Origin of the sequence: Staphylococcus sp. HMSC65H10 (assembly GCF_001839185.1) — a bacterium.
GTDB classification, from domain to species: Bacteria; Bacillota; Bacilli; order Staphylococcales; family Staphylococcaceae; genus Staphylococcus; species Staphylococcus simulans.
This window is the reverse complement of sequence record NZ_KV840424.1, coordinates 101937-121020: the sequence shown is the minus strand read 5'-3', so window position 1 is coordinate 121020 and position 19084 is coordinate 101937. Positions and strand designations below refer to the sequence as shown.

Sequence of the window (19084 nt, the reverse complement as noted above, 5' to 3'; positions counted from 1 at the left end):
ACATTTATTCAACTATATTTTAATCATTATAAGAATCACTAGTAGAGGTTAGAAGGTTGGTCCTTTGGTTATTTCGATACGCCAGTCATTTCCTGTGCCAATATGATAGAGTTTAGAAAATGAATTTTGGTTGACCGCAACGCCTATATTAACGAGTGAGTTAATGTAAACTAAAGGTTCACCAATGTTGACGTCCGCAAAAGAACGTACGAATTTCATGATGTTTTGATAGACTTTGTTCTCACGGTTATAAATGGTCACAATCAAGTTATCTCCATGGTGTATATCATTCTCTTTAAAGTAAGAAAGTGGAATGTTGGTCCATAGAGAGCCGAAGCGGATATCTAAGACATCAATATAACCGATGAGTGTATCGCCTTCTTGTCTAGAATCGTTGATTGGAAGTTGTTTGATTGAGTCTAAATCAATAGACTGGCCTAAATCTTCAAATTCAATTTGACCGGCAGCTAAGCGTGCACCATTATAAGCATAAATATCACGACCATGGAAAGTATGACTTTCTTCAGAATGCGGTAAACGACTTTTGACTTCATCTATCGCAATGACTGATTCAATGCCTTCATAATGCAGTATATGTGTCAGTGAACCGTTATCTGGTGTAATGATATAGTGACCTGTTTTGGTCAAGCAAGCAATACTTCTGCGATCACTGCCTACACCAGGGTCAACGACAGAAACAAAGACTGTGCCTTTTGGCCAGTATTTCACAGTCTGGTAGAGACGATAGGAAGCCACCCAAATATCATAAGGTGGAATGTCATGTGTTAAATCACTGATGAAGATATTGTCACTGACCATACGTGCAACACCTTTCATTGCGCTGACTGCACCGTCTTCTATACCAAAATCTGATTGTAAAATTAAGTTGTTACTCATCTTTATTCTCTCCTCTAATGTGTGATTCTTCAGATGACGGACTTATTATTTAAAAAATCTGAAAACTTTAAACGTATGCCTATATTATGCCCTTTTCATATGAAAGTCAATATCCTTTTAAAATACTAGGAATTCAATATAAAAATACGCTTAGTATTTAAATTTTCTCAGTTTTAAAACTGAGGAGGCGTTTAACTTTAATTGGTAATATTAATTTTAGTAGTATGTATAGGCTCAATAAAAATCGATGAAAACACTTAAGGTTTTCACCGACTTTTTGTTTGAGACTTGATTTATTACTTGTTTTTAACTAGTTTACATATCGCCGATAGATAAATATTTCGTTTCTAAATATGGCTGAATACCTTCAATGCCGCCTTCTCTGCCATAACCACTTTCTTTCATACCGCCGAATGGGGCATGTGCAGCAGAAGGACCGCCATCGTTCCATCCAATAACACCATAATCTAGATTATTATAGATGTAGAAACCAGTTTTATAATTATTAGTAAAGAAATAAGCAGCTAAACCGAATTCAGTGTCATTCGCCATTTTGATTGCGTCATCTAAATCAGCATAAGCCATAACAGGCGCTACAGGACCAAATGTTTCTTTATGCATAATTTCCATATCTTGATTCGCATTTGAAATGACGACTGGTTTTAAGAAGTTGCCGCCTAGTGATTCAATTTCATCTAATGAACGAGATAATTGTCCGCCTTTAGCTTCTGCATCTTTAATCTGATGAACGACTTTATCTACTCCATCTTGGTTGATTAACGGACCGACATCTACTCCTTTATCTAAACCGTTACCTACTTTTAATTCATGTACTTTTTGTATTAATTTATCTACATACGTATCGACAATATCCTCATGTACATAAATTCGGTTGGCACAAATACATGTTTGACCAGCATTTCTGAATTTAGTTGCGATTGTTTGATCGACAGCATCATCAATATTTGCGTCTTTGTGCACAATTACGGGTGCTAGACCACCGAGTTCCATAGTGACATTCTTAACAGAACTAGCAGCGCCTTCAATCAATTTCTTGCCGACAGGTGTAGAACCTGTAAAGGTAATCTTTTGAATAATTGGACTTTCAGTAAAAATACGTCCAGCATCTTTACCAGATATAATAACGTATTGAATAGCATCTTTTGGGATGCCTGCTTCATGTGCTAGTTCTACTAAACGGATTGTAGTCAGTGGTGTTTGTACCGCTGGTTTACATACAATCGTACAACCTGCAGCTAAAGCAGGTGCCATTTTACGAGTAATCATTGCTGCAGGGAAGTTCCAAGGTGCAATCGCACCGACAACTCCGACAGGGAAGGGTTGAACAATGATCTTTTTTGAAGCGGAATTTGCTGGGATTGTACGTCCACATAGACGTTTTGCTTCTTCTGCATACCAATCAACGTAGGAACGTGCATAATCAACTTCACCTAGAGCTTCTTTTAAAGGTTTGCCGCCTTCTTTTGTAATCAGTTCAGCAAGTTCCTCTTTATGTTCATCAATTAATTTTGACCAAGCCCATAGTTTCTCAGAACGTGTATGGGCATCTACTTCACGCCAAGATAGAAAGGCATCATGTGCTTTTTCTATTTGTTTATTCACTGTAGCTTCATCCGTATACTCAAGTGTTTCAATCATTTCATTCGTTGCTGGGTTCAAAACTTCTAATTTTGTCATTTTCTACCACCTTATTTTTCCTTTTTTGTACATAATATAAAATCGCTGCAATTCCATACCAAACAAAGACAATTAGCCATTCAGAAGGCCATATTAATGATGATGGCATTCCTGGCAAGTAAATAATGATGAACGATAAACTTAAAATAATTGCGATGACACCTATTGCTTTACCATTCTTGATTTTATAAGGTCGTTTTAAATCTGGTGCTGCTTTTCTTAACTTTAAGAAAGAGAGTGCAACCAATAAATAACCAATTACTACTCCAATACCCCCAGCGTCCACAATCCACACTAAAGCTGGATAAAAATAATAGGGTGATTTACTTAGGCGCATTCCCCCAAACATTGCCACCAAGTTTAAGAATCAGTTATATGATTTTATCTAAATTGTTGGAAAACAATAGAATTTGTAATTACTCTTCAGAAAAGCCATCAAATGATTAAAATTGAAGAATTCATGTTCCAATATAAACAAAATAAAGAAGCTATCAATCCGGAAAAGATGATAGCTTCTTCTTTTTATCAAAAGAATTAGTAGTACCTCGATCTTGCACTAAAACTTTTAAAAGTTATTTTATTTGCGATGTAACATAGGCTTTAAAGTTTTCAGCTTCATCTTGTTTGAAATCAGTTAATTTAAATGTGCCAATTTCAAATGTAAGACTTAATGTGTCTTCTGTGAGTTCAATCGCTTTAATTTCATTGTATGCGATGTTGCGATAATAGAACTCTCCAGCCATATCTACATTTAAAATCAAACGTTCGTTTGTGGCGATGTAAGCTGCTTCAAAGATTTTAATTTCACCGTTCATTGGATAACCCATTTTGCCTAATACTGAAGTTTGTTGGGACTCGGTTGGAAATAGGTCATTTGGGTTCACTTTATCTATTATCATAAATAAGCTACCTCTTCTTTATATATTGCCTAGGAAATAATCGGCTTAGTCTTCAGCATTTAAATCAATACTGTTAATGTCGATACCCATTGCTTTTGCGACACCTTTACCATACTCAGGATCTGCTTTATAGCAATGACGGATATGACGTTCTTTTACTTCTAATGTTACGCCTTCCATTTCATTTGCTGTGTTTTGGAAGATGCGTTCTTGTTGTTCAGGTGTTTGTAGTCTGAACAATTTACCTGGTTGTTCGAAGTAGTTATCGTCATCTTCACGGTAGTCGTATTCATAAGCTGGACCATCTACGACATCCATTGGTGGACGTTTGTAACCTGGTTGGCTTTCCATTGCGCCTGTGCTGTTAGGGTAGTAATGTGTTTTACCGCCTTGGTTGCCATCTAAGAAGCGACCTTGACCATCACGTGCGAATGGACATAAGTTTTCAACGCCTACACCTTTAGGTTGGTTGACTGGGATTTGCCAGTGGTTAACACCTAAACGGTAACGTTGAGCATCTCCATAAGAGAATAAGCGGCCTTGCAACATTTTGTCTGGTGAGAAGTCGATACCAGGCACAATGTTAGTTGGTGCGAATGCTGCTTGTTCAACATCCATGAAGTAGTTGTCAGGGTTGCGGTTTAATTCGAACTCACCGACTTCAATTAATGGATATTCATCTTTAAACCAAACTTTAGTTAGGTCGAATGGATTGTCTTTGTGGTTACGTGCTTGTTCTTCTGTCATGACTTGAATGTACATTTTCCATTTAGGGAAGTTGCCTTCTTCGATAGCTTCGAATAAGTCACGTTGAGATGATTCACGATCTTTCGCAATCACTTGTTCTGCTTCTTCTGGTGAGAAGTTTTCAATACCTTGTTGTGTACGGAAGTGGAATTTCACCCATACACGTTCGTTATCTTTATTTAATAAAGAATACGTATGTGAGCCGAAACCGTGCATGTGTCTATAGCCACGAGGAGTACCACGGTCAGACATTAAGATTGTTACTTGATGTAATGCTTCAGGTAATGAAGTCCAGAAATCCCAGTTGTTTTGTGCACTGCGCATATTTGTACGTGGGTCACGTTTAACTGCGTGGTTTAAACTTGGGAATAATTTAGGGTCTCTGAAGAAGAATACAGGTGTATTGTTACCTACAAGGTCCCAGTTACCTTCATCTGTATAGAATTTTAATGCGAAGCCACGGATGTCACGTTCAGCATCAGCTGCACCGCGTTCACCAGCTACTGTAGAGAAACGTGCAAACATAGGTGTTTGTTTACCGACTTCTGCGAAGATGCTCGCATCTGTGTATTGTGTAATATCATTAGTTACTGTAAATGTCCCGAATGCACCTGAACCCTTAGCGTGCATACGTCGTTCAGGGATAACTTCACGATCGAAGTGTGCTAATAATTCTAAGAAATATACGTCTTGCATTAGTAATGGACCACGTGGACCAGCTGTTGCTGAGTTTTCACGGTCTCCTACGGGATGGCCGAAAAGACCTGTTAATTTTGATTTGTCTTTACTCATATTCAACTCTCCTTATTTAGAATGATTCTAATCTATCTATATTGATTGTAGCATGACGCATAAAAAAACTGTTAAAGAATAGCACTCGTTCTTTGAAAAAATTAATAACTGTTCTTGAAGAATTTGTGAACTCTTTATAAAAGTCGTTTCAATGAATTAAAACGGAGTACAATATAAATGTAAGCATTAAATCAAGGAGGGTTTTAAAATGACTTATAATTTTGAAGACCAAGGTAACAAACCAGTAGTAGATAATATCGAAGGTATGACATTGGAAAATGAAAACTATCGTACTACCATTTGGACAGGTTCAAATATTCAAGTTACATTAATGACAATTCAACCAGGAGATGACATCGGTTTAGAAATCCACCATGGTATTGAACAATTCCTACGTGTTGAACAAGGTAAAGGTTTATGCCAAATGGGTCCAACAGAAGACAATTTGAATTTCGAAAAAGAAGTCAACCCTGACGATGCGATTATCGTTCCTGCAGATACATGGCATAACGTCACAAACAAAGGTGACGAACCATTAAAACTTTACTCAATCTACGGTGGTCCAGACCATAAATTCGGTACTGTACACAAAACACACCAAGATGCAGAAAATGATCCGAACGAACATTAATAACACACATCATCATATATGAGGAAAACGACATTTCTTGAAAGAGGAGTGTCGTTTTTTAAATTGAAAGAAAGATTAATATATACTCAATATAAAAAGGCAGGAAGACTGTGCTCCCTACCTTAACTGGATATACCTATAATTTATTATGCTTGGTCACCATTTAATCTTACTAAGATTTTAGCTTGTGATTTATCGCTGACTAATTTTTCAAATCCAGATTCAACGATATCTTCTAATTCGATTTCATCTGTAACGACTGGTTTAACATTTAAGTTGCCTTCGCTGATTAAATCGATCGTTTGTTGGAAAGTAGTTGGTGTGTAAGCAATTGTTGATGTTAATTTCACACCTGTGTTTGTTAATTGCATTGGATCAAATTGTACTGGATGACTGAAAATAGATACGATAACGACTGTGCCACGTGGGCGTGTCATAGAAATAGATTGCGCTAATGTAGCAGCTACACCAGCAACTTCAAATGTGACATCTACACCATTTTCAGTGTGTTCGCGAACGAATTCTACCGGATTTACTTCACCAGAGTTTACTGCGTAAGTAGCACCGACTTCTTTAGCTTTTGCTAAGCGTTCGTCAGATAAGTCGAATACAAAGATCTTACTTGCGCCAGCAGCTTTTGCCGCGATGACATTTAATAAACCAATTGGTCCTGCACCGATAACTGCTACTGTATCACCAAATAACAATTCGCCTTCTTTAACGGCTTGTACAGCTACTGCAGTAGGTTCTACTAAGGCACCTTCTTTAGCTGATACGTTATCAGGTAAACGGTATACATTACCTTCAGGTGCATTAGTGTAGTATGCGAAACCACCATCTGCACCTAGACTGATAAATGAATAGCCATCATATAAATCGATGTTTTCTTCTTTTTCGTGTTTAGAAACAGTAGGGTTAACTACTACACGATCACCTTTTTTATATTCAGTAACTTCACTACCTACTTCTTCGACTATACCTGAAAATTCATGACCCAAAGTAACAGGTGCTTTTTGACCTAATAACGGATCTGGCTCATCGACAGCGATAAATACAGGTCCTTCTAAATATTCATGTAAATCTGTTCCGCAGATACCTGTCCAAGATACTTTAACGCGTACCTCATCGTCTTTTAATGGTCTGATTTCACGTTCCTCAACACGTACATCTTTTTGTCCGTACCATACAGCTGCTTTCATAAAATAAAACGCTCCCTTTCTATAATTCCAATGGGTTAATTGATTGGAATTGTTGTGAATATCTTGATGCTGGGTAACTTGTCTAAAGCCTTGTGACGCTTGGATGAAATGGCTTTCTTTAATATGATTATATCGCTAATTTAAGCGTGGAACAATGTTTTTTGAGTAGATTGATATTAAGTTGAAATAGTGCGTGAAAGCGTAACGTTTAATACAATTTAAGATAAAAAGTTGGATTGAATATTTAATGATATAGCAGTGTATGTTTTTATCAACTATAATAAAGATAACAATAAACGTGAGGGGAAAAGCGTTATGAAGTACTGTACAAACTGTGGGAAACCTTTAGCACCAGATGAACACTATTGCACAAATTGCGGTAAAGAAAACAGAGATTATCATGAATTTTCACGTTCTGAAATTCTACACGAGCGTACATCAGTTTCACCTTGGAAAGTCATCGGTTGGAGTCTGTTAGGCTTAGTTATCTTAGCTTTAATCATAGGCGGCGCTTATCTTGCTTTTTATTTCTATAGCGGAGGTTCAGGAAACCATCAACAAAACGCAAATAATCATGAACAAGCTACGCAACATAACTTGCCAGACACAGATAAAATCTCAGTCAATGTGAATTCAACGGAGTTTAGTCAAAACTTTATGAAATCATCGAATACACATGGCTATAAAGGCTTTGAAATTGGTCAATCTAAATCAGATGTACAAAGTACATTCGGTAAACCAGAAGGTACAAAAGAAGTTCGTGGAAACAAAGTTGAATTATATGGCGATATGGGTGTCAGCTATGATAATGACAATAAAATTGATCACGTCTTTGTGATTCCATCTCATATGTCTGAAACTGAGTTTACAAGTTTTCATAACGCACCTGATATAGACCATGGAAGTATATGGTATTACGATACGCTGAAAGATAATGGATTCAGTATTAAGGTATATACAAAAGACAATATGATTGAAGCCATTGAAAATATTCTACAGATTTAATTTAAAACGACATTTCTTAAAAAGGAGTGTCGTTTTTTAATTTGAATTTCGAGAATGAAAGAGAGTTTGATAGTATAAAGATAAATCTATCGTTATGTATTGAGGAGTTGCTGAAATGAAACAGAAAGTATTAAACCTCATGGGGACACGTATTACCCTACAAATTGAACATCCTAAAGCGGAAGTACTATTAAACCATGCTGAAGAGATGTTGAAAGACTATGAAAAACGCTTTAGCGCAAATGATGATAAATCAGATTTAATGCATGTAAATCAAAATGCAGGCATTAAACCTGTACAAGTAGATGAAGATTTATTTGAATTGATTGCACAAGCACATGCGGTCAGTCTGTCTTCTGATTCTAAGTTCAATCTGACGATTGGACCATTAGTTAAATTATGGAAAATCGGCTTTAAAGATGCTCAATTACCAAATGAATCTGACATTCAAGAGCGTTTACAAAAAATCCAACCAGAAAATGTAATATTAGATCATGAAGCGTATACGGTTTATTTAAAAGTATCTGGTATGGAAATTGATTTAGGCGCCATTGCGAAAGGTTACTTTGCGGATCGATTAAAGGATTACTTTGTCTCACAAGGTGTACAAACAGGCATTATTGATTTAGGTGGTAATGTCTTAACGATTGGCCGTCCTTTAGACAAAGATAAGTGGACAGTAGGAATTCAACAACCTGATTCTGAACGTGGAGGATTAGTAGGTGTTGTGGAAATCGCAGGTCAATCTGTAGTGACTTCTGGTATTTATGAACGATACTTCTATAAAAATGGCAAACTGTATCATCATATTTTAGATTCAAAAACGGGCTATCCAGTAGAAGGGGACATTGCTAGTATAACGATTGTTTCTGATCAATCTATTGATGGAGAGATTTGGACAACTGTATGTTTTGCGATGTCGATTAATCAAGCGATTGCGGTGTTGAATGAAATTCCTGGTATTGAAGCGGTGATTATCAGTAAAGATGGTGAAGTCTTCACAACACAACGCATGACGCATCTTACATTAATTTAATATAATCACATGGTGATTCGATGCTTAAATCACCATGTGAATTGATAAAGATACTAAAATAAGTGATTGTAAAAATAATTCAAATTTATCTTGTTAACTATTTCACAAACTTTCTTTCTATGTTATACTTTCAGTGAATCAAAGGTAAATATAAAAAATGAATCACTTGATACACGTTAACTTCTCATATGCTAAGTATGAGAAAAAATTTTGCGGTATCATGTGAAAATATTCACAAAGGAGAAGAGGGTATGACAAAGTCATTATTTGAAAAGGTTAAATTAGCTTCAGGAGCTGAATTAGATAATAGGATTACAATGGCACCTATGACCATCCAATCAGCTTACTTTGATGGATCAGTAACGGCAGAGATGATTGATTACTATAAACACCGCTCTGGTAAAGTGGGTGCGATTATTGTAGAAAGTTGTTTCGTAATGGACAACGGCCGTGGCTTCCCAGGTGCTATCGGCATAGATACAGATGAAAAGATTCCAGGTTTAAAACGTTTAGCAGATGCGATTCACGAAAATGGATCTAAAGCAATTTTACAGTTATATCACGCAGGGAGAATGGCTGATCCTAAATTAAACGGGGGTGCGACTCCAATTTCAGCGAGTCCGGTTGCGGCGCTTCGTCCAAATGCGGCAGTACCTCGTGAAATGACAGCATTACAAGTTGAAGATATGATTCACCAATTCGGTGAAGCAACAAGAAGAGCAATTGAAGCGGGCTATGATGGTGTTGAAATTCATGGTGCGAACACATACCTCTTACAACAATTCTTCTCACCTCACAGTAACCGTAGAACAGATGAGTGGGGCGGAAGCAGACAAAAACGTACGAATTTCCCAATGGCTGTCTTGAAAGAAGTACAAAAAGCAGCAAAAGATAATGGCGCTGAAAACTTCATTATTGGTTACCGTTTCTCACCAGAAGAATTAGAAGAACCAGGTATCCGTTTTGACGATACAATGTATCTTTTAAATACTTTAGCAGAAGCACATCCAGATTACTTCCATATTTCTGCGAACAGCTATAAACGTACATCTATTGTAGATACAGCGGATAAAGAACCATTAATTTCAAAATATTTAAAACTTCAAAGCGATACGTTAGCTGACATTCCAATTATGGGTGTAGGTAGTATTGGTCAACGTGAAGATGCTGAAGAAGCATTAGAACTTGGATACGACTTAGTCAGCGTAGGTAAAGCTTATTTAGTTGAACCGCACTGGGCTGAAAAGATTGAAAAGAATGAAAAAGTTGAAGATTTCGTAGATATTCATGATCAACGTTTATTACACATTCCATCTCCGTTATGGAAAGTAATGGACTTCATGATTGTCGATAAAGAAGAAGAACAACGTAAATATGAACGCTTAAAAGCGTTACAAAATAAAAAGGTTAAATATAACCCAGGTACGTATGAAGTCTTCGCACAAGGACACAATGCGAATTTACCAATGAAAGTTGTGTTCTCTGAAGATGAAATCGTGTCTATTGAAGTAGATGACAGTAATGAATCAGAAGGTATCGCAAACCCAGCGTTTGAACGTTTACCAAACGAAATCATTAATGGTCAAACATTAAACGTAGATGTGATTTCTGGTGCGACAGTGACGTGTGAAGCGGTTATTGAAGGTGTGGCAGAAGCGATTAAACAAGCAGGTGAAAACCCAGACATCTTACGTGCGCGTCCAAAACCAGTTGTAGAATGGTCAGACGAAACTATCGAAGAAACAACAGATGTTGTAGTCATCGGTACAGGTGGTGCTGGTTTAAGTGCAGCAGCTTCAGTCTTAGAACAAGGCAAAGAAGTGATTATGCTTGAGAAATTCGCAACTATTGGCGGTAACACAATCCGTACAGGTGGCCAAGTGAACGCGCCTGAACCTTCATGGCAAAATACATTCCCATCATTACATGGTGAACAAGAAACACTAGAAGCGTTAATGAACCATGATGAAAATGACATTGAAGAAGAATACCTTGAAGACTTCCGTACATTGAAACAACAAATCAAAGAATATTTAGAAACACAAAAAGAAGGACAAGATTACTTGTTCGACTCTATTGAATTACACCGTATCCAAACGTACCTTGGCGGACGTCGTGCGGATAGAAACGGTAAAGTCATCACAGGTCAATATGACTTAGTTAAGACATTAACAGACAATGTCTTAGAATCAGTGAAATGGTTAACTGAAAAAGGCGTACACTTCGATAGAACAATTGTAGATATGCCTGTAGGTGCTTTATGGAGACGTGGACATAAACCAATGAAAGCTCAAGGTTTAGAGTTCATTGAATCACTAAGTGACTATGTTCGTAAGAACCATGGTCAAATCATGACTGAAACAACAGCGGATCGTCTGATTAAAGAAGACGGTAAAATTGTCGGTGTAGAAGCAACGAAACATAATGGTGCTAAAGTTAGAATCCATACTCGTTATGGTGTTGTTATCGCCGCAGGCGGATTCGGTGCGAATACACAAATGATTCAACAATATAACACATATTGGGATAACATTCCTGATGATATTAAAACAACAAACTCACCAGCAATCACAGGTGACGGTATTAAATTAGGTGTTCAAGTAGGTGCTGACTTAGTCGGCATGGGCTTCTCACAAATGATGCCGATTTCTGACCCTAAAACAGGTGCATTATTCACAGGCTTAATTGTGACACCATCTAACTTCGTCTTCGTCAACAAAGACGGTGACCGTTTCGTTAACGAATTTGAAAGCCGTGACGTCTTATCTAAAGCAGCATTAGACCAAAAAGATGGCTTGTTCTACATCATTGCTGATGAAAATATTAAAGAACTTGCGATGAACACATCTCAAGAAAAAATTGATAAAGAAATTGAAGAAAAAGTGCTTTATAAAGCAGATACACTTGAAGATTTAGCAAGACAATTAAATATGGACCCAGACCACTTTGTGAAAACAATAGAACGTTATAACGACTTTGTGGATAAAGGTCATGATGATGACTTCAGTAAGAACGCATTCGATCTTAAGATTGAACGTGCACCGTTCTACGCTACACCACGTAAACCAGCAGTTCACCATACAATGGGCGGTCTGAAAATCGATACAACTGCACAAGTCATTGATATCGACAACAACCCAATTAAAGGTTTATACGCAGCAGGTGAAGTTGCGGGCGGTATCCACGCAGGTAACCGTTTAGGTGGTAACGCACTTGCGGACATCTTCACTTATGGTCGTATCGCAGGTCAAAGCATTATTAAAAATCACTAAATGAGGAGGAACAAGTAATGGCACAAAATAAGAAACAACATCAAGCATTTAAACCGGGTACACAGCTCATCGTTGCGATTATCTTATCCATCCTCACGTATTGGTTATTCGCTCAATCCTTCTTGAACATCGCACCGCATGTTCAAAAAGATTACAACATTGATATGACTGTCGTGAATATCGCAGTAAGTTTAACTTCACTGTTCACAGGTATCTTCATTGTTGTAGCAGGTGGCTTAGCGGATAAGCTAGGTCGTGTGAAAATGACACGTGTCGGAATTATCTTGAGTATTGTCGGATCTATTTCCGTCATTATCTCAAGTATTCCTGCACTGTTGATTATCGGCCGTGTCTTACAAGGTTTATCGGCCGCATGTTTAATGCCGGCAACGATTGCGATTATTAATCAGTTCTATCATGACGAAGAACGTCAAAAAGCGTTAAGTTTCTGGTCATTCGGATCATATGGCGGAACAGGTATCGCGTCATTCTTCGCAGGACTTGTCGCAACATTCTTTGGATGGAAATGGATTTTCGTATTATCAATTATCCTATCATTCGTCGCACTCTACTTATTTAGAGGGGTTCCAGAATCAAAAGAGCCTGGCGCTAAAAATATGAAGTTCGACGTTGTAGGGATTGCTATCTTCTTAATTATGATGTTAAGTATCAACGTAGTTACAACACAAGGAACAAGATTAGGTTGGTTGAACCCGATTACTTTAACACTTGATGCGATTTTCGTTATTTCAGTCTTTGTCTTCTACTTCTATGAAAGACAAAAATATCAACCGTTTATCGACTTCAGTGTATTCTCTAATAAAACGTATATCGGTACAGTATCAGCGAACTTCTTGTTAAACACAGTTATCGGATCACTCGCATTATTTAATATCTACGCACAAGCAGGATTGGGTTTCTCAGGATTAAAAGCAGGTTTCGTGACAATCACTTACTTAATCGGAAGCTTATCTATGATTCGTATTGGTGAACGTTACTTACAACGTAAAGGACCAAGATTCCCAATGCTTGCAGGACCGATTTCGATTGCAGTAGGTATACTGCTTATCTCAACAGTATTCTTACCAGATGTAGTTTATATCATCGTATCAGTCATCGGATTCTTATTCATTGGACTCGGACTTGGTTTCTTCGCGACACCAGTTCTTGATACAGCTTTAACAAGTGTTCCAGCTGAAAAAGTAGGGGTTGCCTCAGGTATCATCAAAATGTCATCAACACTCGGTGCCGCATTCGGTATCGCAATCCTGACAACAGTCTACTCATCACTCGCACCAAATCATACACCAGAATTCTCCGCAGGTATTGCTTTCGTTGTAGGTGCAGCCGTAATGCTTAGCGCATTCATCGCATCCTTTGTGACAATACCGAAAGGAAAAATGGAGAAACAATAAAATAATATGACACAAGAACTGCTAATCTATACAGGTTAGTGGTTCTTTTTTAATGCGAACAACTCAATTTTATACGGCCGTCATACTCACTTCAGACAAGCGTGAGACTGCCTTGTGTTACTTTACTTGATATATGAGAATGATTTTACCTAGTAAATGAGAAAAGCAATGTCCTATATTAAAGTACATTGCTTTTTCTATTAACGAATACCTATGACTAAACTATCTCTAGCTGTTTCTACAACTTCTGTACTGATTTTATCTAAGCCATTTATATCCATAATTCTATCTATCTGCGCAAATAAACGATGAATCAGCCTAAAATTCCCTTTTGTAATTTTAATAATCGTCGTTATTGCCTCATAATCAGTAAAATCTTCGAGTTTTAGATCAAATCCTAAATCTTGCCACTTATATTCTAATATATGATGCGTCTCGTCTTTACTTAGATTATCAAATTCATGTGCAAAACCTATACGCGAATATAGTTGAGGATAACGAGATAGTTTTTTCTCTATACCTGGCATACCAATAAATATCATTGCTAAATTATGTTCATCATAAATAGCTCTTAATTGCTCTAAATGTTGCACTTTAAGGCGATCAATCTCATCTACTATAATTAAATCAATATATTTAAACATATCACTATAATGTTTACTATGATCATGACCATACTTATTTACGATGTGTAATTTTTGACCCAAATCAATACTTGCACTAATACTATATAGATCATTACTTAATCTTGTTTGTTTTTCAGCCGGTGCAGTATAAAATATCTTATTCACCGATAATATATCATCAGTCGTTTTACTAGCTAGATCTTCCCACCCTCTATGATTAACTTGCTTTTCAATAGTATTCCAATTTGTGTAATACCTAGAAGATAAAGTTTTTCCGACACCAGGTTGACCATAGCAGATCCCAATATATTGATATTTGATACAAGCATCGCAAAATTCAGCAAATCGTTTATACTCTTTCGTTTCAATGAAATTCTGATTTTTAGTCATTACGATACCTCTTTAATTTTTTGACGTTTTTGGTCGTTTCTTGAGGTGAGTAACCATAACTTTTTTCTTCCTTAATTAAATCAGTGGTGCTTGGACTAGCAATGTTTTGTTTTAAGTGTTTTCTTCTCTGACTACGTGCGTGTTGTATCTCTTTTATATCAATTGAATAATCAGCTAAATCAGGGGATATTGCTGTACAAAGAAATTCATCTCTATAAAAAACGCGTATTTCAGCCATATCATTGGGATTGTAACGAATTAATACATACTCACCTACATAAGCAGTTAGGTTTGTATTACTGTATCTAAAGCTTTGAAAATGAATACCATCTGAATGAATTTTTCTAGATTTAGGTATTTCTAATAATAATAAATCAAGTTGTTCTAAACTGCTTGGCATATTAGGAAAAAATGATTACTGTTCCACCGATTGATAGGAGTGCTCTGGATAGCACTGTGCTCTTTTTGATTATAATCTTCAATTAAAAAGTATCGTAATTTTTCTTCGAAATTTTGAAAATCTATTAAATCGCTAGAAGTATCATTATTGTTTATATATCCAGGAAGTTGTTCTAAGAAAGTTTGGTTAACTGTCTGAAAAAACCGTTCTATTTTCCCGCGACCACGAGGGACACCAACTTTTGAAAACATCAAGTTAATTTTCAAATCAATAGCGACTTGTTCCATGTGGTGCGAGGTAAAGTCACTCCCGTGATCTGTGTAGAATTTTTCGGGTATACCACATACTGGCCAATTGGTATTATTCTTATTCCATATTGCTTGGTGTAGTGTTAATGCTGTGTTTTGAGCATTAGGAGCATCAAAACTTATAAAGTAGCCTGCAATTGCACGACTATAGTCATCCATAATAATGGTTAGCCATGGTCTATTGATATTACCTTTTTGATCTAATATATAAATATCTAGCAAAGTATGGTCGGCTTGCCATATTTCATTGGGTCTTGAGGATTCTCTTATTTGTATTAAATCGTACTTATTTTGATAGTATTTTTCACCTTGGTGAGAGAAATCAATAACAGACTTAGGCATTGCTTTAATAATACTATAAACTTGTTTATAACTTGGTTTATAAAAATTATTCTCTATACAATAATTAGCGATTTTCCTATGAATCGTAGCAATACTATTTCTTTTATTCTTGAGTGCAAGGCGTTTAATCTCGTCTATTATGTTTTGTTTTAATTTATGCTCACCTTTATCAACTCTTGTATTATGAATTAGACCAGTAAGACCTTGTTCCTTATATAATTTATTCCACCTATAAAGTGTACTTAACGCAATACCTTTGCTTTTAGAAATGCTTGATAAAGATTGCTTGCCCAAGATAAAAGGTTTTATAATATTGTACTTTTGAGTAGCTTCTTTACGTTTGGCTTCAGAAAAATTAGTTAGATACTTCTCCTTGTTTTTCATCTTCCTTTTCCTCCAATTTATTGAGGTAACGATAAATCGTTGTACGTGAAACTTGCCACTGCTCTGCAATTGTCTTAATTGGCGTGCCATTATCATAAAGTGTCTTAAGTAAGTTTAAATCTTTTTGATTTAATTTTTCGGGTCTACCTCCATAGCGTCCTCTAGCACGTGCTGCAATTCGGCCAGCTGAAGAACGTTCTAAAATTAAATTTCGTTCAAATTCTGCAAACGCTGCGAATAAATGAAATAATAATTGTCCTGTAGAACTTGATTTATCCATCGTTATATTTTCTTCTAAACTATGGAAACTTACACCTCGTTCGTTAAGCTCATTAACTAATGTGATTAAATCCTCCATATTACGTCCTAGTCTGTCGAGTCTCCAAACAACAATCGTATCTCCTGATCTCGCAAATTCAATTGCTTTATCTAATCCAGGTCTTTTACTTTTTGAACCACTAATATGGTCGCTAAATATCTTTTCACAACCATATGCGTTTAATCGGTCCTCCTGTAAATTCAGATTTTGTAATCCAGTTGAAACTCTTGCATAACCTATTTTCAAAATACAAACCTCCTATATACATATACAGTGTACCATAACTTAATTTCAAGGTCTTTTGTGAACATAGATTTTTTGTTGGGTTTTTGAACACGAAAATATATGTATTACTCACTTATTTCGGCATAAAAAGAGAGTGTACAGAAAATGGTTATTTTCTGTACACTCTCATCTTTAATAATATATTTTAAATGTTATTAACAAAACTAATTTAATAAGAGTCAAGCATAGTTTACATATGTATTATGTTTGAAACATATCTCTAATTACTTTTTACTAATATCATTTAAAATGTCTCGCAATTCTTCAATTTCTTTGTTATTTAATTCTTCATTTTTCGCAAAATTCAGCACTAAACTTTTCATGTCCCCTCCATACAGTTTATTAAGAAAGGTTTTAGCAGTTTTCATTTTAATATCGTCTTCTTTAATATTTGATGAGTAAAAATAAATATTCTCTGATTTGTATCGTTTTATAATCTCTTTTTTATATAGTCTTGTGATTAATGTTCTAATCGTTTTATCGCTAACTTCTTTATATTTTTGAATTTCAACTACAATTTCATTAGCTGATACTGATTTTTTACCCCATATTATATTCATAACATCCCATTCAGCCATAGATATTTCAACTTGCTTATTGGCCATTTAAAACACCCATTTCTTTTAATATTTTTTCACTGATTAATTCAGCATTTTTCCCAGATGGCTTTCCATCTGATAAATGTGTAGCAAAATAATACTTATCATGATTTGTAATTACGTAACCTACAAACCACCCATTATTATACTTCCCGTTTACTATACCTGTACCTGTTTTCCCATACAGTTCATACTTTTCATTTTTCTTAATCAATAATGAAGAAGATAATTGATTCTTTGCTTTTTTACTAAAATGGTTATTTTGTTCCATCATATTTTTAAAAACTATTACTTGTTCAAGATTAGATATTTTCAAACTATCTTCCATCCAATAGCTTTTATAACTTCCCAAATTTTTATTACCATAATTTAATTGCTTGAGTTGAGTCGCAGTATAGTTCTTTGGTATTTGATCGCTAATACGTTCGAAGTACCAATTAACTGAATTTTGCATTGCTGTATTTAAATCTTGTTCCTTATTCCAAGCATCAAAAGGGTAATGCTTATGATTCCATGACATACGTGAATTTTCATCATTTATAATATGTCGGTCAAGTCCAAACATAGCTAAATAAATTTTATAAGTTGAATTAGGAGAATACCTTTTTCTACTTTCTTTTTCGTTATAAATATAGTATTTGTCTTTCTTCATGCTGTACATGACGAAAGATCCACTATTTGAACCAAAAATTTTACTTTTATCTAAAATTTGGTAATCGTTGTGTAAGGGCTTTTTATAATTATAATCAGTTATGGATTGCCCCATCAAAAACTGGCTTTGAATTACCATGAGCAAAAAAGTAAAAATACAAATAAAAATTAGAATTAATTTGGACTGTTTTTTCAGATTGGCTTCTTTTATATTAATTAATCTTCTTTTGAGTAATGACTTTTTACCATTAAATGAATGGCTTAATATATTTTTATTAAAAAATGGAACATTTAATACGGAGTCCATAATAGATTCCGCATAAGTTTTAAATTCATTTTTGTTAATATTATTAAGGACAAATCTATCGGCTTCTACTTCATTGTCATGAATTATCTTTCTTTTTACAATATGTACTAATGGATTGTAACTCATAATAATAGAGAAGATATTAAAGATAATTAAATGTAAAGTATCTCTATTTTTAGCATGAGCATATTCATGCAATATTATATATTTTAGTCTTTTGTCAATTACACTTTTAAAATATGAACTAGGAATCAAAATAATATATTTCCCATACCAAAAAGTTATTGGAGATTGAATAGTCTCTGCTTTTCGAATCACAATATTTTTTTATATTGATGGTTGAAAAGTATCGTATCTATTTTATTTTTTTCATTTTCGTTTAGATAAAGTGACTGTTTCTTTAAATATTTAAGATATAATAAGGCTTTCAAAAATTTAAAACTTAAAATAATAACTAAAACTATCCAAATAACTGTGCAGATATTATCAATTGAATCCCAATTAAACTTATGGATATCTGTTGCGAACTCTTGAATAGGTTTGGTGGTATTTATGTTATGGTTCAAGTCGTGTGACTTACTTTCAACTGTGGGCGCTTGATTATTCACATTATTAAATTTAAAAAGAGAGAATTTAATAGGAATGAAAGGAATTAATCCTGCAAGAAGAGTTAGATACCAAACTTTATAATTTAACATATAATTAAAATAGCGTTTTAATATGTACCTAAAAAATAATAACAATAGAAATATAAAACAAAAGCTTACTATGCTCATTATTAATAACTTAGCCATTTCAACACCTTCTTTCAAATATTTATAATAAACTATTGACACCGATATTACAATTGTAATATTATTGATTTATAAAAATTACAACTGT

Annotated in this window: 14 protein-coding genes and 2 pseudogenes; 5 read left to right on the top strand and 11 right to left on the bottom strand. The window is 35.1% G+C overall.

What is annotated here, in order from left to right; translation table 11 throughout:
• Positions 1-48: 48 nt before the first annotated feature.
• The 5 genes from HMPREF3270_RS12235 to HMPREF3270_RS12215 all read right to left on the bottom strand — a co-directional run bounded on the left by HMPREF3270_RS12235 (position 49) and on the right by HMPREF3270_RS12215 (position 5033).
• Positions 49-897: an SAM hydrolase/SAM-dependent halogenase family protein gene (locus HMPREF3270_RS12235; protein ID WP_057510650.1), complete on the bottom strand. Its 849-nt coding sequence runs from the start codon at positions 895-897 to the stop codon at positions 49-51.
• A gap of 315 nt (positions 898-1212) precedes the next feature.
• Entirely contained in the window at positions 1213-2595 is a 1383-nt protein-coding gene (locus tag HMPREF3270_RS12230) for an NAD-dependent succinate-semialdehyde dehydrogenase (protein ID WP_070849190.1), read from the bottom strand.
• Positions 2558-2932 (bottom strand): APC family permease, encoded by a 375-nt coding sequence (locus tag HMPREF3270_RS12225; protein WP_070849187.1) that lies wholly within the window; start codon positions 2930-2932, stop codon positions 2558-2560. The genes HMPREF3270_RS12230 and HMPREF3270_RS12225 overlap by 38 nt, the downstream gene beginning before the upstream one ends.
• Positions 2933-3167: 235 nt before the next feature.
• The gene (locus HMPREF3270_RS12220) at positions 3168-3494 is read right to left on the bottom strand and encodes a hypothetical protein (protein ID WP_070849184.1); all 327 of its coding nucleotides are present in this window, start codon (positions 3492-3494) and stop codon (positions 3168-3170) included.
• A gap of 45 nt (positions 3495-3539) precedes the next feature.
• Entirely contained in the window at positions 3540-5033 is a 1494-nt protein-coding gene (locus HMPREF3270_RS12215) for a catalase (protein ID WP_070849181.1), read from the bottom strand.
• A gap of 208 nt (positions 5034-5241) precedes the next feature.
• On the opposite strand from HMPREF3270_RS12215, the gene HMPREF3270_RS12210 reads away from it, so the two are divergent.
• Positions 5242-5664 carry a cupin domain-containing protein gene (locus HMPREF3270_RS12210; protein ID WP_002480187.1) on the top strand — a complete coding sequence of 141 codons (423 nt, stop codon included), beginning with the start codon at positions 5242-5244 and terminating at the stop codon, positions 5662-5664.
• Between the two features lie 146 nt (positions 5665-5810).
• On the opposite strand, the gene HMPREF3270_RS12205 is transcribed toward HMPREF3270_RS12210, so the two are convergent.
• Positions 5811-6863, bottom strand: coding sequence for a 2,3-butanediol dehydrogenase (locus tag HMPREF3270_RS12205; RefSeq protein ID WP_070849178.1), 1053 nt, complete (start codon positions 6861-6863; stop codon positions 5811-5813).
• A gap of 315 nt (positions 6864-7178) precedes the next feature.
• On the opposite strand from HMPREF3270_RS12205, the gene HMPREF3270_RS12200 reads away from it, so the two are divergent.
• The 4 genes from HMPREF3270_RS12200 to HMPREF3270_RS12185 all read left to right on the top strand — a co-directional run bounded on the left by HMPREF3270_RS12200 (position 7179) and on the right by HMPREF3270_RS12185 (position 13591).
• A complete protein-coding gene (locus HMPREF3270_RS12200) occupies positions 7179-7868 on the top strand; it encodes a zinc-ribbon domain-containing protein (RefSeq protein ID WP_070849176.1) in 690 nt (229 codons plus the stop codon).
• Between the two features lie 115 nt (positions 7869-7983).
• The gene (locus tag HMPREF3270_RS12195) at positions 7984-8904 is read left to right on the top strand and encodes an FAD:protein FMN transferase (RefSeq protein ID WP_070849171.1); all 921 of its coding nucleotides are present in this window, start codon (positions 7984-7986) and stop codon (positions 8902-8904) included.
• Between the two features lie 251 nt (positions 8905-9155).
• On the top strand, positions 9156-12176 hold the full coding sequence (locus tag HMPREF3270_RS12190) for an NADH-dependent flavin oxidoreductase (RefSeq protein ID WP_070849168.1): 3021 nt from the start codon (positions 9156-9158) through the stop codon (positions 12174-12176).
• 17 nt (positions 12177-12193) lie between these two features.
• Positions 12194-13591, top strand: coding sequence for an MFS transporter (locus HMPREF3270_RS12185; protein WP_070849166.1), 1398 nt, complete (start codon positions 12194-12196; stop codon positions 13589-13591).
• Positions 13592-13791: 200 nt separating this feature from the next.
• Here HMPREF3270_RS12185 and HMPREF3270_RS12180 read toward each other — a convergent pair whose 3' ends face one another.
• From HMPREF3270_RS12180 to blaR1, 5 genes and pseudogenes are all read right to left on the bottom strand, one after another.
• On the bottom strand, positions 13792-14607 hold the full coding sequence (locus HMPREF3270_RS12180) for an AAA family ATPase (protein WP_000164963.1): 816 nt from the start codon (positions 14605-14607) through the stop codon (positions 13792-13794).
• Positions 14600-16041 (bottom strand): annotated as a pseudogene (locus tag HMPREF3270_RS12175) (Mu transposase C-terminal domain-containing protein). The gene HMPREF3270_RS12180 and the pseudogene HMPREF3270_RS12175 overlap by 8 nt, the downstream one beginning before the upstream one ends.
• A complete protein-coding gene (locus tag HMPREF3270_RS12170; RefSeq protein ID WP_000690628.1) occupies positions 16013-16606 on the bottom strand; it encodes a recombinase family protein in 594 nt (197 codons plus the stop codon). The pseudogene HMPREF3270_RS12175 and the gene HMPREF3270_RS12170 overlap by 29 nt, the downstream one beginning before the upstream one ends.
• 263 nt (positions 16607-16869) lie before the next feature.
• Positions 16870-17250: a penicillinase repressor BlaI gene (gene blaI, locus HMPREF3270_RS12165; RefSeq protein ID WP_001284656.1), complete on the bottom strand. Its 381-nt coding sequence runs from the start codon at positions 17248-17250 to the stop codon at positions 16870-16872.
• Positions 17240-18996: pseudogene (blaR1, locus tag HMPREF3270_RS12160) on the bottom strand (beta-lactam sensor/signal transducer BlaR1). The gene blaI and the pseudogene blaR1 overlap by 11 nt, the downstream one beginning before the upstream one ends.
• Positions 18997-19084: the final 88 nt, after the last annotated feature.

Coding starts and splice junctions, on each gene's coding strand:
- HMPREF3270_RS12205 (WP_070849178.1), bottom strand. CDS start 6,863: ATGAAAGCAGCTGTATGGTACGGACAAAAAGATGTACGTGTTGAGGAA.
- HMPREF3270_RS12200 (WP_070849176.1), top strand. CDS start 7,179: ATGAAGTACTGTACAAACTGTGGGAAACCTTTAGCACCAGATGAACAC.
- HMPREF3270_RS12230 (WP_070849190.1), bottom strand. CDS start 2,595: ATGACAAAATTAGAAGTTTTGAACCCAGCAACGAATGAAATGATTGAA.
- HMPREF3270_RS12235 (WP_057510650.1), bottom strand. CDS start 897: ATGAGTAACAACTTAATTTTACAATCAGATTTTGGTATAGAAGACGGT.
- blaI (WP_001284656.1), bottom strand. CDS start 17,250: ATGGCCAATAAGCAAGTTGAAATATCTATGGCTGAATGGGATGTTATG.
- HMPREF3270_RS12215 (WP_070849181.1), bottom strand. CDS start 5,033: ATGAGTAAAGACAAATCAAAATTAACAGGTCTTTTCGGCCATCCCGTA.
- HMPREF3270_RS12180 (WP_000164963.1), bottom strand. CDS start 14,607: ATGACTAAAAATCAGAATTTCATTGAAACGAAAGAGTATAAACGATTT.
- HMPREF3270_RS12220 (WP_070849184.1), bottom strand. CDS start 3,494: ATGATAATAGATAAAGTGAACCCAAATGACCTATTTCCAACCGAGTCC.
- HMPREF3270_RS12185 (WP_070849166.1), top strand. CDS start 12,194: ATGGCACAAAATAAGAAACAACATCAAGCATTTAAACCGGGTACACAG.
- HMPREF3270_RS12225 (WP_070849187.1), bottom strand. CDS start 2,932: ATGCGCCTAAGTAAATCACCCTATTATTTTTATCCAGCTTTAGTGTGG.
- HMPREF3270_RS12190 (WP_070849168.1), top strand. CDS start 9,156: ATGACAAAGTCATTATTTGAAAAGGTTAAATTAGCTTCAGGAGCTGAA.
- HMPREF3270_RS12195 (WP_070849171.1), top strand. CDS start 7,984: ATGAAACAGAAAGTATTAAACCTCATGGGGACACGTATTACCCTACAA.
- HMPREF3270_RS12210 (WP_002480187.1), top strand. CDS start 5,242: ATGACTTATAATTTTGAAGACCAAGGTAACAAACCAGTAGTAGATAAT.